Source organism: Streptomyces sp. NPDC001700, from assembly GCF_053596435.1.
In genome coordinates this window covers 15,098-32,180 of the sequence record NZ_JBSFGE010000045.1, presented here as the reverse complement: position 1 = coordinate 32,180, position 17,083 = coordinate 15,098, and the positions used below count along the sequence as shown (strand labels likewise).

2 protein-coding genes are annotated in these 17,083 nt (G+C 72.9%); both read left to right on the top strand.

Going from position 1 to position 17,083, the window contains the following annotated elements; translation table 11 throughout:
• Positions 1–1,038, top strand: a 1,038-nt coding sequence (locus ACWC5C_RS40930) for a KR domain-containing protein (RefSeq protein ID WP_450884247.1), incomplete at its 5' end; no start/stop codon positions are given.
• A gap of 363 nt (positions 1,039–1,401) precedes the next feature.
• On the top strand, positions 1,402–17,022 hold the full coding sequence (locus ACWC5C_RS40925) for a type I polyketide synthase (RefSeq protein ID WP_450884245.1): 15,621 nt from the start codon (positions 1,402–1,404) through the stop codon (positions 17,020–17,022).
• Positions 17,023–17,083: the final 61 nt, after the last annotated feature.

The window sequence follows — 17,083 nt, the reverse complement described above, 5'->3', positions numbered from 1 at the left end:
GTGGTGGATGACGGCGTGGTGGAGTCGTTGACGCCGGAGCGGGTGGCGGGGGTGCTGCGGGCGAAGGCGGATGCGGCGTGGGTGCTGCACGACGTGACCCGGGATATGGATCTGTCGGCGTTCGTGCTGTTCTCCTCGTTCGCTGGTGTCATTGGTGGGATGGGGCAGGCGAGTTATGCGGCGGCCAATGCGTATCTGGACGCGCTGTCTGAGTATCGGCGTGCGCTGGGTCTTGCCGCGACGTCGGTGGCGTGGGGGCCGTGGGCCGGTGGTGGTATGGCGTCGGGGGAGGTCGAGGAGCGGGCTCGGCGGGGTGGTCTGTCGCCGTTGGTGCCGGAGCGTGCTCTGGCGGCTCTGCGGCAGGCGGTCGACCGTGGTGACGCGGTCGTGGCCGTGGCCGATGTGGACTGGGAGCGGTTCGGGACCGGCGGGCGTGTCGCGTTGTTCGACGGGATACCGGAAGTACGACGCCCGAGCGAGCACGTCACCACAGACGGCAGCGCTCCGCGAGAGGAATCTGCCGAACTTCGTCAGCGCCTCGCGCAATTGCCGGAAAGTGAACGGGCGGGTGCGCTGTTGGAATTGGTGTGCGTGCATGCCGCGGCCGTGCTGGGATATGCGAATTCCGCCGCCCTCGACCCTGCCCGTACATTCAGTGAACTCGGCTGCGATTCGCTGACCGCGGTGGAAATCCGCAACCAGCTGGCCACGGCCACCGGTCTGCCCCTGGCCGTGAGTGCGGTCTTCGACTACCCCACACCGGCTGTGCTCGCCGAGGAGCTGGGAGCCGGTCTCAGCGACGGCGCGGGGGACTCCACCGCCGTGGGCATGGCCGCCCTGGAGCAGCTCGAAGGCGCCCTGGCCGGAGGGGTCTCCGACGATCTGGCCCGGACTCGGATCGCCGAACGCCTGCAGGTCCTCGCCGCCCGGCTCGCCGACGCGGACGCGGAGCAGGATGGTGCGAACGGGACGGCGAAGTTCGACGACGCCACCGACGACGAGCTTTTCGACTTCATCCACCGCGAGCTCGGACGCTAGCCGCCCTGGCCGGCCCCTCAGGGGTCGGCCAGGCCACGAAGAACCGGAGGTCAGAGGGGTTCTCGGCCTGTTTCGGTAGGGGCGGATAGGGGTTGTTCCCGCCGCCTCCGCGCGAATAGCGTAACAGCAATGAAAAATAGCATCGCGTGGTCATGCCCTGAATTGGAACGGGAATTAAGTCTCCTTCCTATTGCTGGTGCAACCACCGATGTGTACGCATGCGTATTCGGCCGCTGGCGTATCGGTACCCAGCGGCATCAGGGCTGCGTGTGGCGTGCGCCGGCCACGCCGATCACGATCCCAGCAGGGCAAGTCTCGTCGACGGCCGCGCAGATGCTGTCGGTTCCGGAGAGGTGGCGTTAAGTGGCGAACGAGGAGACACTTCGTGACTACCTCAAGTGGGTGACCGCCGATCTGCATGAAGCGCGCCGGCGGTTGCGCGACATGGAGGCCGCGAGCCAGGAACCCATCGCGATCGTGGCCATGGGATGCCGCTTCCCCGGCGGCGTCGGGTCGCCCGAGGATCTGTGGCGGCTCGTCGCCGAAGGTACCGACGCGATCGGTGGCTTCCCCGAGGACCGCGGCTGGGACCTCGAGCGTCTCTACGACCCCGACCCGGACGCTTCCGGCACCAGCTATGTGCGAGGTGGCGGCTTCATCGACGGCGCGAGCGCCTTCGACCCGGCACTCTTCGGTATCTCGCCGCGCGAGGCACTGGCCATGGACCCGCAGCAGCGACAGCTGCTCGAAGTGGCGTGGGAGACGTTCGAACGCGCGGGCATCGATCCGCTGTCGCTCAAGGGCAGTCCGGTCGGCGTCTTCGCCGGCATCAACAGTCAGGACTACATCAACACGCTGCTCGGGGCCGATGCCGAGGGAGTCGAGGGCTACCTCAGCACCGGCAACGCCGCAGCAGTCCTCTCCGGCAGGGTCTCCTACACCCTGGGCCTCGAAGGCCCCGCGGTCACCATGGACACGGCTTGCTCGTCGTCGCTGGTGGCCCTGCATCTGGCGGTCCAGGCGCTGCGCACCGGAGAGTGCGCCATGGCCCTCGCCGGTGGCGTCACCGTAATGTCGGCGCCCGGCCTCTTCGTCGAGTTCAGCCGCCAGCGCGGCCTGGCCGCCGACGGTCGCTGCAAGCCGTTCGCCGCCGCCGCGGACGGCACCGGCTGGGGCGAGGGCGTCGGTCTGCTGCTGGTGGAGCGGCTGTCCGATGCGCGCCGCAACGGACACCAGGTTCTCGCGGTCGTCCGTGGTTCCGCCGTCAACCAGGACGGTGCCTCGAACGGCCTGACCGCGCCCAACGGCCCCTCTCAGCGGCGTGTCATCCGCCAGGCCCTCACCAGCGGCGGTCTCGCGCCGGCCGACATCGACGTGGTCGAGGCGCACGGTACGGGGACAACGCTCGGCGATCCGATCGAGGCGCATGCCCTGCTCGCCACCTACGGCAAGGGCCGCCCCGAGAACCGTCCGCTGTGGCTCGGCTCCATCAAGTCCAACATCGGGCACACGCAGGCCGCGGCCGGTGTCGCCGGTGTCATCAAGATGGTCATGGCGATGCGCCACGGCACACTGCCGAAGACCCTGCACGTGGACGAGCCGACCCCACACGTCGACTGGACCGCCGGATCCGTCGAACTGCTCGCCGAGGCACGGCCGTGGCCCGAGACGGGACAGCCGCGCCGCGCGGCCGTGTCGTCGTTCGGCGTCAGTGGCACCAACGCGCACACCATTCTGGAGCAGGCGCCCGCTCCCGAGGCGGTGGACGAGGCCGGGAGCGAGGGGGGCGACAAGGGCGTCAACGAAGGCGGGCGCGAGGAGGCACACGCGAACGCCGCGGCCGAGCCCACCCCGCCGCACGCCGCCGTGGTGCCGTGGGCCCTCTCGGGCCGGACCGACACCGCCGTACGCGCACAGGCCGCGCGGCTGCGCGACCACCTGAGCGGCCACCGGGATCTCTCCCCGCTCGACATCGGCTACTCGACGGTCACGACGCGTGCCGCCCTCGACCACCGTGCCGTCGTCGTCGCCACCGACCCGACGTCCACGGTGACCGCCTTCGCCGAGGGCGAGCCCGTCGCTGGTGTCGTACAGGGCGTCGCGGACCTGCGGGGCAAGGTGGCCCTCGTCTTCCCAGGCCAGGGCTCGCAGTGGGTCGGCATGGCGGCCGAACTCATTGAATCCTCACCGGTGTTCGCGGAGCGCATGCGCGAGTGCGCCGACGCCCTGTCGGTTCACGTGGACTGGTCGCTGTTCGATGTGCTCGGTGACGCCGAGGCATTGGAGCGGGTGGACGTGGTCCAGCCGGTGCTGTGGGCCGTTATGGTCTCGCTCGCCGGATTGTGGCAGTCGCATGGCATCAAGCCCGCCGCTGTGATGGGGCATTCGCAGGGTGAGATCGCCGCGGCGTGTGTGGCGGGGGCGCTGTCCCTCGAGGACGCCGCGAAGGTCGTCGCCCTGCGGTCGAAGGCGATCCTGTCGCTGTCGGGTCTGGGCGGCATGGTGTCCGTCGCACTGCCCGTGGAGGAGGTCGAGGAGCGGCTGACCGGGGGATTGTCCGTCGCGGCGGTCAACGGTCCCTCATCCGTGGTCGTTTCCGGTGACGTCGCCGAGCTGGACGCCCTCCTCACCGTCTGCGAGGCGGATGAGATCCGGGCCCGCCGCATCCCGGTGGACTACGCTTCGCACTCGGCGCACGTGGAGGCCATCCACGGCGAACTGCTGAATGTCCTGGCGGGGCTTGAGCCCCGGGCGGCCGAGGTGCCGTTCTTCTCCACGGTGACCGCCGACTGGCTGGACACCACGGTCATGGACGCGGAGTACTGGTACACCAATCTCCGCCAGACGGTCCGCTTCGAGGAGGCCACGAAGGCGCTGGCCGAACAGGGCCACCGCTTCTTCATCGAGACATCCGCCCACCCCGTCCTGACCGCCGGGGTTGAGCAGACCCTCGACGACACGGGGATCGACGCGCTGGTCCTGGGTTCCCTGCGCCGCGACGAGGGCGGCATGGACCGGTTCGCCACGTCTCTGGCCGAGGGCTGGGTGCGAGGCCTGCCCGTGGACTGGTCGCCGCTGCTGGCCGGCGGCCGCCGCGTCGACCTGCCCACTTACGCCTTCCAGCACGAACGGTACTGGCCGGAGGCCGCTACCGGGTTCTTCGGTGACGTGGCGTCGGTGGGGCTGAGGACGGCCGATCATCCGCTACTGGGTGCCGTGGTCTCGCTGGCGGACGCCGACGGTGTGGTGCTCACCGGAAGGCTGTCGGTGCGGACCCATCCGTGGCTGGCCGACCATGTGGTGTCCGGTGCGGTGTTCCTGCCGGGCACAGCGTTCGTGGAGTTGGCGATACGGGCGGGGGACCTGGTCGGGTGTGACCGGGTGGAGGAGCTGACGCTGGAGGCGCCGCTGGTGGTGCCGGAGCGTGGCGGTGTGCAGGTTCAGGTCGTGGTGTCGCCGGGGGAGAACGCCGGGCGGCGGCCCTTCACGGTGTATTCACGCCCTGATGAGGAGGGTGAGGACCAGCCGTGGACCCGGCACGGCAGTGGCGCCCTCGTCGAAGGCGGGGGCGCCGGGGCGGGCTTCGACCTCGCCGTTTGGCCGCCGTCCGAGTCGGTCCCCATCGACGTGGAGTCCCTGTATCCGCAGCTCGCCGAGGTCGGTCTCGGCTACGGGCCGGTCTTCCAAGGCGTACGAGCGGCCTGGCGACGCGGCGACGAGGTGTTCGCCGAGGTCACCCTGCCCGAGGAACAGCGCGCGCAGGCAGCCCGGTTCGGGGTGCACCCGGCGCTGCTCGACGCGGCCCTGCACCCGGTCGGACTCGGTCTCCTCGACGTCGGAGCGGACGGTGCGCAGGCGCTGCTGCCCTTCAGCTGGAGCGGGGTGTCGCTGTACGCCACGGGCGCCACAGCGCTGCGGGTGCGGCTTTCCCCCGCCGGCGCTCGGGGCGTGGCCGTGCACGTGGCGGACGAGCAGGGTGCCCCTGTCGCGTCGGTCGACGTCCTGGCGCTCAGACCGGTCGCCGACGGCGGTGCCGCACAGCCCGCGCACGCCCACGAAGCCCTCTTCGACCTGCGCTGGAGGCCCGTCACCACGCCGCGGGGAACCGCAGCCAACGGCGGACTCGCCGTCCTCGGCGCCGACGATCTGGGACTGCGGTCTGCCCTCGGCGCCGACCGGTACGAGAGCCTCGCCGTCCTCGGCGCCGAAGCCTCAGTACCGACGACCGTCTTGTGGAGCCCCGGGCGGCTGGACCGCGCCGACGGCACGGCGCTGCCCGCCGCGGTGCGGGCCGCCGCGTACGAAACCCTGGCGGTCGTCAAAGAGTGGCTGGCCGATGAACGGTTCGCCGGAGCGCGGCTTGTGGTGGTCACCCGGGGTGCGGTGGCCGCTGAGCCCGGGGCCGGGGTGCCGAACCTTGCCCACGCCCCCGTATGGGGACTCGTACGGACCGCACAGTCCGAGAACCCGGACCGGTTCACGCTGCTCGACCTCGACTCCGACGGCGAGAGCGGTGAGGACGGCGACAGCGTGCCCGCCGAACTGGTACGCGCGGCCGTCGCCCTCGGCGAGCCGCAGCTCGCCCTCCGCGGTGACGCCCTCCTGGTTCCCCGCCTCGCCCGAACCGGGGCAGACGTCTCCGGTGCCGCCGCGACCGTCCCCGGCACCGGCACGGTGCTCGTCACCGGCGCCACCGGCACCCTCGGCCGCCTGTTCGCCCGGCATCTCGTCACCGCGTACGGAGTGCGACACCTGCTGCTCGCCAGCCGGAGCGGCGACACGGCCCCCGGTGCCGTCGAACTCGCCGCGGAGCTGAGCGAGTTGGGTGCCGAGGTGACCCTCGCGGCCTGCGACGTCGCCGACCGCGGCGACCTCGCCGCGCTCCTCGCCGCCGTGCCCGCCGAGCACCCCCTGACCGGCGTCGTGCACACCGCCGGCGTCCTCGACGACGGTGTCCTCTCCTCGCTCACTCCCGAGCGCGTCGACCACGTACTGCGGCCCAAGGTGGACGCCGCCGTCAACCTGCACGAGCTGACGCGTGACGCCGACCTGTCGCTGTTCGTCGTCTTCTCGTCCGCCGCGTCCACCGTCGGCGCCGCGGGCCAGGGCAACTACGCCGCCGCCAACGCCTTCCTCGACGCGCTGGCCGCGCGGCGACGTGCCCTCGGGCTGCCCGCGACCTCGCTCGCCTGGGGGCTGTGGGCCGAACGCTCCGGCATGACGGACCACTTGACAGACGCGGGCCTCGCCCGCCGGGAGAGCGCCGGTGCCGCGGCACTGACCTCCGAGGACGGTCTCGCCCTGTTCGACGCGGCACTCGCCGCGGACCGGCCCGTGCTCGTCCCGGTCCGCCTCGACCTGGCCGTGCTGCGCTCCCAGGCCCGGGCCGGCCTCGCCGACGTACCCACTGTGCTGCGCGACCTCGTACGGGTGCCGGTGCGGCGCGCCGCCGGTACCGCCGTCGACGGCGCTTCGTCGCTGGCACGGCGCCTGGCCGCACGGCCCACCGCCGAGCGGGAGATCGAGGTGCGTTCCCTGGTCCGGGCGAGTGTCGCCGGGGTGCTCGGCTACGCAGGGCCGGACTCGGTCGATGACAGCCGCGCCTTCCGCGACCTCGGTTTCGACTCCCTCACCGCGCTCGAACTGCGCAACCGGCTCAACGCGGCCACGGGCCTGCGCCTGCCCGCCACCCTCGTCTTCGACTATCCGACGCCCACCGCCCTGTCCGGTTTCCTGCTGACCGAGCTGCTCGGCACCGGATCGCAGCCCGGCACCGTCGCACAGCCGGCCGCGGCTGCCGACGAACCCATCGCCATCGTCGCGATGAGCTGCCGCTACCCGGGCGGCGTCAGCTCGCCGGAGGACCTGTGGCGGCTCGTCGCGTCCGGCACCGACACGGTCGCCGAACTGCCCGGCGACCGTGGTTGGGACCTCGACGGGCTCTACGACCCGGAGCCCGGGCGCAACGGCACCTCGTACACCCGGTCGGGTTCGTTCGTATACGACGCCCACCACTTCGACCCGGCGTTCTTCGGGATCAGCCCGCGCGAGGCGCAGGCCATGGACCCGCAGCAGCGGCTCCTCCTCGAAGCGGCCTGGGAGGCGTTCGAGCGTGCCGGTATCGACCCCGCGTCACTGCGCGGCAGCCGTACGGGCGTGTTCGCCGGGGTGATGTACCACGACTACTCCACCCTGGCGCTCGGCGCGTCCGGCGAGGGCATCGACGAGGTGATGGGCTACCTCGGCAACGGCAGTGCGGGCAGCGTCGCGTCCGGCCGGGTCTCCTACACCTTCGGCCTCGAAGGCCCCGCCGTCACCGTCGACACGGCCTGCTCGTCGTCGCTGGTGGCCCTGCATCTGGCGGTCCAGGCGCTGCGCACGGGCGAGTGCGCCATGGCCCTTGCCGGCGGCGTCACCGTCATGTCGACACCTGGTACGTTCGTCGAGTTCAGCCGCCAGCGCGGGCTGGCCGCCGACGGCCGCTGCAAGTCCTTCGCGGGCGCGGCGGACGGCACCGGCTGGGGCGAGGGCGTCGGTCTGCTGCTGGTGGAGCGGCTGTCCGATGCGCGCCGCAACGGACACCAGGTTCTCGCGGTCGTCCGTGGTTCCGCCGTCAACCAGGACGGTGCCTCGAACGGCCTGACCGCGCCCAACGGACCCTCGCAGCAGCGCGTCATCCGCCAGGCGTTGTCGTCCGCCGGGCTCAGCCCCGCGGACGTGGACGCGGTCGAGGCCCACGGCACGGGCACGACGCTGGGCGACCCGATCGAGGCGCAGGCCCTGCTCGCCACCTACGGCCAGGACCGCGACGCCGACCAGCCACTGTGGCTCGGCTCCGTCAAGTCGAACATGGGGCACACCCAGGCTGCCGCGGGCGTGGCGGGCATCATCAAGATGGTCATGGCCATGCGCCACGGCACGCTGCCCAAGACGCTGCACGTGGACGAACCGACCCCGCACGTCGACTGGTCCGAAGGCTCCGTCGAACTGCTCACCGAGGCCCGCCCGTGGCCGGAGACGGACCGGCCGCGTCGCGCCGGCATCTCCTCCTTCGGCGTGAGCGGCACCAACGCCCACGTCATCGTCGAGCAGGAGCCCGGGACCGAACCCGAACCCACGGAGCAGGCGCGGCCGACGGCCGCCCCGGCCGTCGTGCCGTGGCTGCTCTCCGCCAAGACGGCCGAGGCACTGCGCGACCAGGCGCGCCGCCTGAGCGCCCACGTCGCCGCCTCCGATGCCACGCCCGGCGACATCGGCCTCTCACTCGCCACCACCCGCGCCCGCCTGGAGCACCGCGCCGTCGTGGTCGGCACCGACCACGAGGAACTGCTCGCCGCCCTCGACGCCCTCGCCACGGGCACCCCCGACCCCCGCGTGGTGGAGCACACCGCCCAGGGCGGCGCCGACCGGCCCGTCTTCGTGTTCCCGGGGCAGGGGTCGCAGTGGGTCGGCATGGCCGCCGAACTCCTCGAGTCCTCAACGGTGTTCGCGGAGCGGATGCGAGAGTGTGCCACCGCTCTGTCCTCGTACGTCGACTGGTCCCTGTTCGACGTCCTGGAGGACGCGGAGGCGCTGGAGCGCGTCGATGTGATCCAGCCGGTTCTCTGGGCGGTGATGGTGTCGCTCTCGGACCTGTGGCGTTCGTACGGAGTGCGGCCGACCGCGGTCGTGGGCCACTCCCAGGGCGAGATCGCAGCGGCCTGCGTGGCCGGAGCCCTGTCCCTCGAGGACGCCGCGAAGGTGGTCGCCCTCCGCTCGAAGGCGATCCTGGCGCTGTCGGGCCTGGGCGGCATGGTGTCGGTACCGCTGCCGCTCGATGAGGTCGAACAGCGGCTGACCGATGGCCTGTCCGTCGCCGCCGTCAACGGCCCGACCTCGGTCGTCGTCTCCGGCGACAGCGACGCCCTCGACTCCCTCCTGGCATCCTGCGAGGCCGACGGGGTGCAAGCCCGCCGCATCCCCGTCGACTACGCCTCGCACTCCGCGCACGTCGAAGCCATCGAGGACGAACTCGCCGAGACCCTCACCGGCATCCGGCCGCGCCCCGCCGAGGTACCGCTGTACTCGGCGGTGACCGGCGACCTCCTCGACACCGAGGTCATGGACGCCGGCCACTGGTACACCAACCTGCGCACGACCGTCCGCTTCGACTCCGCCGTCCGGGCCCTCGTCCGCGCAGGACACCAGGCGTTCATCGAGGTCAGCGCACATCCCGTACTCACCGTGCCGGTCGCCGAGACCGTCGAGGACCTCGGCACACAGGCCGTCGTCACCGGTACCCTCCGCCGCGACCAGGGCGGCATCGGGCGGTTCGTCACCGCGCTGGCCGAAGCCGAGACCCGCGGTGTGCCCGTCGACTGGCAACCGCTGTTCCCCGGCGCGGCCCGCGTCGACCTGCCCACCTACGCCTTCCAGCGCGAGCGCTACTGGCTCGACGTGCCCGCGGCCGCGTGGCAGGCCCCCGGCGCCGCCGACGAAGGCGAGCAGGAGTTCTGGGACGCCGTCGAGCGGGGCGACCTGACGGCTGTTGCCGGTGCGCTGCGCGTCGGCGAGGAGTCCATCGGCGAGATGCTGCCCGCCCTGTCCGCCTGGCGTCAGGGCCGCCGCCGCCGATCCACTGTCGACTCCTGGCGCTACCGCGTCACCTGGCAGCCCGTCACCGAGCCCGCAGCCGCCGCCCTCACCGGCACCTGGCTCGTCGTCGCCCACGCCGACCTGGCCGGACACGCCTGGCAGCAGGCCGCGCCCGCCGCCCTCACGGCCGCCGGAGCGGACGTCGTCACGCTCGAACTCGGCGGGGACGAAGGTGGCGTTGACCTGCTCACCGAGCGGATCTCCGAGGCCCTCGACGGCCGAGAAGCGGCCGGTGTGTTCACCCTGCTGCCGCTGGACGAACGGCCCCACGCCGACCATCTCGTCGTGCCGCGGGGCGCCGCCACCACCCTCGACCTCCTCCGCGCACTCGGCGCTCTCGGGCTCACCGCCCCGCTGTGGGCGGCCACCCGTGGCGCCGTCGCCCTGCCGTTCGACGAGGAGCCCATCGCGACCGCCCAGGCCCACGTGTGGGGATTCGGCCGGGTCGCCGCCCTCGAACACCCCGACCGCTGGGGTGGCCTCGTGGACCTGCCGCCCACCGCCGACGAGCGCGCCGGAAAGCGCCTCGTCGCCGTGCTCGCGGGGGTCGACGACGAGGACCAGGTCGCCCTGCGCACCTCCGGTATGTTCGGCAGGCGCCTGCAGCGCGCACCCCTCGGTGACACCGCCCCCACCCGGACCTGGCAGCCCCGTGGCACCGTGCTGGTCACCGGCGGCACCGGCGCCCTCGGCGGTCACGTGGCCACCTGGCTCGCCCGGAACGGCGCCGAGCACCTGGTGCTCACCAGCCGCCGCGGCCCGGCTGCCGACGGCGCCGCCGAACTGGAGGCCCGTCTCACCGAGCTGGGCGCGCGCGTCACCATCGCGGCCTGCGACGTGGCCGACCGCGACGCGCTCGCTGCCCTCCTCGACTCGCTCTCCGACGACCAGCCGCTGAGTGCCGTTGTGCACACGGCGGGCGTCGGCCAGTCGACGCTCCTCACCGACATCGACACCGCCGAGTACGCCAGGATCGTCGGCGCGAAGACCGCTGGCGCCCAGCACCTCGACGAACTCCTCGCCGACACCGACCTCGACGCGTTCGTCCTGTTCTCGTCGAACTCCGCCACCTGGGGCGGCGGCGGCCAGGCAGCGTACGCCGCGGGCAACGCCTACCTGGACGCCCTCGCCCACCTTCGGCGCGCCGCGGGCCGCACCGCCACCGCGGTGGCCTGGGGCGCTTGGGACGGCGATGGAATGGCCGCGGGCGAGGGCACCCAGGAGCACCTGAGCCGCCGCGGCGTCCTGACGATGGACCCCGACCTGGCCGTGGCCGCGCTCGTGCAGGCCGTCGAACTCGACGAGACCACCGTGTCCATCGCCGACGTCGACTGGGCGCGCTTCGTGCCCGGCTTCGTCTCCGCCCGGCCCAGCCCACTGCTGCGGTCGCTGCCCGAAGCGCAGGCCGTGGCCGAGGACGGCGCCGGCACGGACAGCGGCACGGCCGAGGAGTCCGAGCTGGTCCGCGGGCTGGCGGCCGCCGCACCGGACGACCGTACGCGGATGCTCGTCGAACTGGTCCGTACGAACGCCGCGGCCGTGCTCGGTTACGCCGACCCCACGGCGGTAGAAGCGGGACGGGCCTTCCGCGAGCTGGGCTTCGACTCGCTCACCGCCGTCGAACTGCGCAACCGCCTCAAGGCACGCACCGGCCTCACGCTCTCCGCCACCCTCGTCTTCGACTACCCGACGCCCCAGCGGCTCGCCGAGTACCTGGGCGGCGAACTCCTCGGCGTGCGGGCGGGAGTGGCCGAGCCCGCCGCCGCGGTCACGCCCCCCGACGACGACCCGGTCGCGGTCGTGGCGATGAGCTGCCGTTACCCGGGCGGCATCGCCTCGCCCGAGGACCTCTGGCGGCTGATCGCGGCCGGCGGCGACGCCGTCGCCGCGTTCCCCGACGACCGCGGCTGGGACCTGGACAGCCTGTACGACCCCGACCCGGACGCCTCCGGCAAGAGCTATGTGCGCGGTGGCGGCTTCCTCGACAACGCCGGATACTTCGACGCCGAGTTCTTCGGCATCAGTCCCCGCGAGGCCATGGCCACCGACCCGCAGCAGCGGCTCCTCCTGGAGACCGCCTGGGAGGCCGTGGAACGCGCCGGCATCGACCCGGCCACCCTGCGCGGCAGCCGCACCGGCGTGTTCATCGGCTCCAACAGCCAGGACTACGGCTCCCGCATCTACGGCTCCGACGAGGCGGTCGACGGCTACCTGGTCACCGGCAGCGCCGCCGCCGTGATCTCCGGCCGCGTCTCGTACGTACTGGGCCTGGAGGGCCCGGCGGTCACCGTGGACACCGCGTGCTCCTCGTCGGCGACCGCGCTGCACCTCGCCTGGCAGTCGCTGCGGGGCGGCGAGTGCACCATGGCCCTCGCGGGCGGCGTCACCATCATGTCGACTCCCGTGGCGTTCATCGAGTTCAGCCGCCAGCGCGGCCTGTCCGCCGACGGCCGCTGCAAGGCGTTCTCCGACGACGCCGACGGGTTCGGCCCGGCCGAGGGCGTCGGCATGGTCCTCCTGGAGCGTCTGTCCGACGCGCAGCGCAACGGCCACGAGGTCCTCGCCGTCATCCGCGGCTCGGCGATCAACCAGGACGGCGCCTCCAACGGTCTGACCGCGCCCAGCGGTCCCGCGCAGCAGCGCGTCATCCGCCAGGCCCTCGCCACCGCCCGACTGTCCACCGCCGACGTCGACGCCGTCGACGCCCACGGCACGGGCACGACGCTGGGCGACCCGATCGAGGCGCAGGCCCTGCTCGCCACCTACGGTCAGGGCCGTGACCCCGAGATGCCGCTGCGGCTGGGCACGGTGAAGTCCAATATCGGCCACACGCAGGCCGCCGCGGGTGTCGCGGGCGTCATCAAGATGGTGCTCGCCCTGCGGCACGGCTTGCTCCCGAAGACGCTGCACGTGAGCGAACCCTCCACTCACGTCGACTGGTCGGCGGGCGCCGTCAGCCTGCTCACCTCATCGATCCCGTGGCCCGAACTCGGCCGACCGCGCCGCGGCGCCGTGTCCGCCTTCGGTGTCAGCGGCACCAATGTGCACCTGATCCTGGAAGAGGCGCCCGAACCTCCCCGGCCCGATCTGCCCGCCCCCAGCGGTCAGGACGCCGGGGAGGGGCAGTCCTCGCTGCCTGCCCTCGTACCGGTACCCCTGTCCGGTCGCACCGAGGAAGCCCTGCGGGACCAGGCACGGCGACTGCTCGGCCACCTCGCCGCACGTCCCGGCCTCGCGCTCGCCGACCTGGGCCACACCTACGCCACCGGCCGTACGCGGTTCGAACACCGCGCGATCGTCCTCGCCGACGGCCATACCACCCTCGCGGACGCCCTCACGGCGCTCGCCGCCGGGAACGGCACCGGTTCGCTGATCCAGGGCATCGCCCGTGGCGAACGCCGCACCGCGTTCGTGTTCCCCGGGCAGGGGGCGCAGTGGGTCGGCATGGCGGCCGAACTGATCGAGTCCTCACCGGTGTTCGCGGCGCGGATGAGGGAGTGCGCGGCCGCTCTCTCGCCGTACGTGGACTGGTCGCTGTTCGACGCCCTCGGGGACGCGGAGGCGCTGGAGCGCGTCGATGTCGTCCAGCCCGCGCTGTGGGCGGTGATGGTGTCACTCGCCGAGCTCTGGCGCTCGTACGGTGTCAAGCCCGCCGCCGTGGTGGGGCATTCCCAGGGTGAGATCGCGGCCGCCTGCGTGGCCGGGGCCCTGTCCATCGACGACGCGGCCCGGGTCGTGGCCCTCCGCTCGAAGGCGATCCTGGCGCTGTCGGGTCTGGGCGGCATGGTGTCGGTGGCGCTGCCGGTGGAACGGGTGCGGGAGCGGCTGAGCGACGGGCTGTCTGTCGCGGCGGTCAACGGGCCCTCGTCCGTGGTCGTCTCCGGCGACACCGCCGAGCTGGACGCCCTCCTCGCCTCCTGCGAGGCGGAGGAGATCAGGGCGCGTCGGATCCCCGTCGACTACGCCTCGCACTCGGCGCACGTGGAGGCCATTCACGCTGAACTGTCCAGTGTTCTCAAGGGACTTGCGCCCCGCGCCGCGGATGTCCCGTTCTTCTCGACGGTGACGGCCGACTGGCTGGACACGTCGGTGATGGACGCGGAGTACTGGTACACGAACCTCCGCCAGACCGTCCGCTTCGAAGAAGCCACCCGCGCGCTGGTCGAGCAGGGCTACGGCGTCTTCGTCGAGGCGTCCGCGCACCCCGTGCTGACCGTGGGCGTGCGGGAGACCATCGACGACGCGCGTGCCCAGGGGGCAGCCGTCGGCACCCTGCGGCGCGACGAAGGAGGCGAGCGGCGCTTCCTGGCCTCGCTCGCCGAGGCGCACGCGCACGGCGTCGCCGTCGATTGGACCACCGTGTTCGCCGGGGCCGGCAGGCTGCGCGCCGACCTGCCGACGTACCCCTTCCAGGGGAAGCGCTACTGGGTGGACGTGCCGTACTCCGCCCTCGACCCCGTCACGGCCATCGGTCTGGACGATGCCCAGCATCCGCTGCTGGGCGCCGGAGTCCACATCGCGGGCGGCGACGGCGTGCTCTTCACCGGTCTGCTGTCCACCCGTACCCACCCGTGGCTCGCCGACCACGCCGTGGCCGGTGTGACCCTGCTGCCCGGCACGGCGTTCGTCGAACTCGCCCTGCACGCGGGCGACCGGGTCGGCTGCGACGCCATCGAAGAGCTGACCCTCGAAGCACCGCTGGTCCTGCCGGAGCGCGGCGCAGTGCAGCTCCAGGTCGTGGTGGAGGCCCCCGACGAGACCGGCCGCCGCGCGCTGGCCGTGCACGCGCGCCCGACCGATCTCACTGACGGCGACAGCTCGTCCGAGCGGCCCTGGGCGCGTCACGCCAGCGGCGTCCTCGCCCAGGCCACTCCCACGGCACCGGCCGACCTGGTCGCGTGGCCGCCCGCCGGGGCACAGCCCGTCGACGTCACCGACCTGTACGAGCGGATGGCAGACGGCGGTTATGGCTACGGCCCGGCCTTCCAGGGCCTGCGCGCCGCATGGGTCCGTGACGACGAGGTGTACGCCGAAGTCGCCCTGCCCGAGGACGTGCGCTCCGAGGCCGCCCACTACGGGCTGCACCCGGCCCTGCTCGACGCGGCGCTCCACGCCTCCGCCCTGGGCGGTGTCCTGAACGACAGCGCCGGCGCGAGGCTGCCGTTCGCCTGGTCCGGCCTTACCCTGCGGGCCACCGGCGCCTCGGTACTGCGCGTACGGCTCGTCCGCACGGGACACGAGTCGATCTCCCTCACCGTCGCCGACGGCACGGGCACCCCCGTGGCCACCGCCGACACGCTCGCCTTCCGCCCGCTCAGCGCCGAGCAGCTGCAGGACACCCTCGCGGCCGGCGGCGCCGCGCTGTTCGCCCTGGAGTGGACACCGCTGCCCGCCACGCCGCCCGCCCTGCCGGGCGGCGAGCGATGGGCGGTACTCGACACCGACGGCACCGGGCTCGCCGACGCCCTCAAGGCGGCCGGGGCCACGCCTGAGGTCTTCCCCGACCTCGCCGCACTGCGCGACGACGTGCTCGGCGGGGCGCCCGCGCCCGACACGGTCCTGGTCTCCCTCACCCACGCGCGGGCGGCGACGGCCGAACTGCCGGACCTGGTCCGCGCCGCCGTCGCCGACGGGCTCGCCCTGTTGCAGGAGTGGCTCGCCGACGACGCCCTCGCCGGGTCGCGGCTCGTGCTCGTCACCCGGCAGGCCGTCGCCACCGGCCCCGACGCGCCCGCCGAAGACCTCGTCGGCTCCGCCGTCAACGGTCTGGTCCGCTCGGCCCAGTCCGAGAACCCCGGCCGGTTCGTCCTCGTCGACCTCGACGCCGACGAGCGCTCCCAGCGGCTGCTACCCGGGGCCCTTGCCACGGGAGAGCCCCAACTCGCCCTCCACGAAGGCGAGATACGCGTACCCCGCCTCGCCCGGGCCCCCCTTGCCGAAGCCCCGGCCACGGCCGGGGAAGCCACGGGCGAACCCAGCTTCGACCCCGAGGGCACGGTGCTCGTCACCGGCGGCACCGGCACCCTCGGCAGGCTCGTCAGCCGCCACCTCGTCACCCGGCACGGCGTACGCCACCTGCTGATCGCGAGCCGCAGCGGTGCCGGCGCGCCCGGCGCCGCCGCACTGGAGGCGGAACTGCGCGCCGAGGGCGCCGAAGTGACGATCACCGCGTGCGACGTCGCCGACCGTGGCGCGCTGGCGCGGCTGCTGGCCGCCGTGCCCGCCACCCACCCGCTCACCGCGGTTGTGCACACCTCGGGCACCGTGGACGACGGCATCATCCCGTCCCTCACACCGGAGCGCGTCGAGCACGTGCTGCGCCCCAAGCTGGACGCGGTCGTCCACCTCCATGAGCTGACCGCCGCACTCGACCTCTCGGCGTTCGTGGTGTTCTCCTCCAGCTCCGGTGTGTTCGGATCGCCGGGCCAGGGCAACTACGCCGCCGCCAATGCCGCGGTCGACGCCCTGGCCGGCCGGCTGCGGGCCGAGGGCAGGACCGTGGTCTCGCTCGCCTGGGGCTTCTGGGCCGAACGCTCCACCCTCACCGGCGACCTGGACAGTGTCGACGTCAACAGGATGGCCCGCTCCGGCGTGGTCGGACTCTCCTCCGAAGAGGGCCTCGCCCTCTTCGACGCCTCCCTCACGGCACCCGCCGCAGCCGTCGTCCCCATCGGCGTGGACTTCCCGGCACTGCGCACCCTCGCGGCGTCCGGCACTCTGCCGCACCTGTTCCGCGGCCTGGTACGGGTACCCGCGCGGCGCCGCGCGGAGACGGGCACCACTCCCGTCGCCGAGGACTCGTCGTCGCTCGGGCGACGGCTGGCCGGACTCTCCGCCGATGAACGCGAGGGGGCGCTCATGGACCTGGTGCTCTCGCACGTGGCGTCCGTACTCGGCCACCTCTCCGCGAGCACCGTCGAACCCGACCGTGCCTTCAAGGAACTGGGCTTCGACTCCCTGACCGCGGTGGAGCTGCGCAACCGGCTCAATACGGCGACAGGCCTGCGCCTGCCCGCCACGCTGATCTTCGACTACCCCACACCGGAAGTCCTCGTGGCCCACCTGCGGGCAGAACTGCCCGGTGGCGGGGCTGCGGGCACGGCCCCGCTGCTCGCCGAGATCGACAAGCTGGAGTTCCTCCTCGCGTCGGTGGCGTCGGCACCCGCCGGCACCGACACCGACGCCGACGAACAGACCCGGGTCGGCGAGCGCCTGCAGGCCCTGGTGGCCCGCTGGAACTCCGCCCTCGGATCCGCCAAGGACGCTACGACCGAGGTCGACGACGACCTCGACACGGCCAGCGACGAAGAACTGTTCGACCTGCTGGAGAGCGAGCTGGGCTCCGACTGAGCCCCCGCCGCCTCTCGCCCACCGTTACGCCCGCCCCGTCCCACCGCAATGAGGAGCCGAT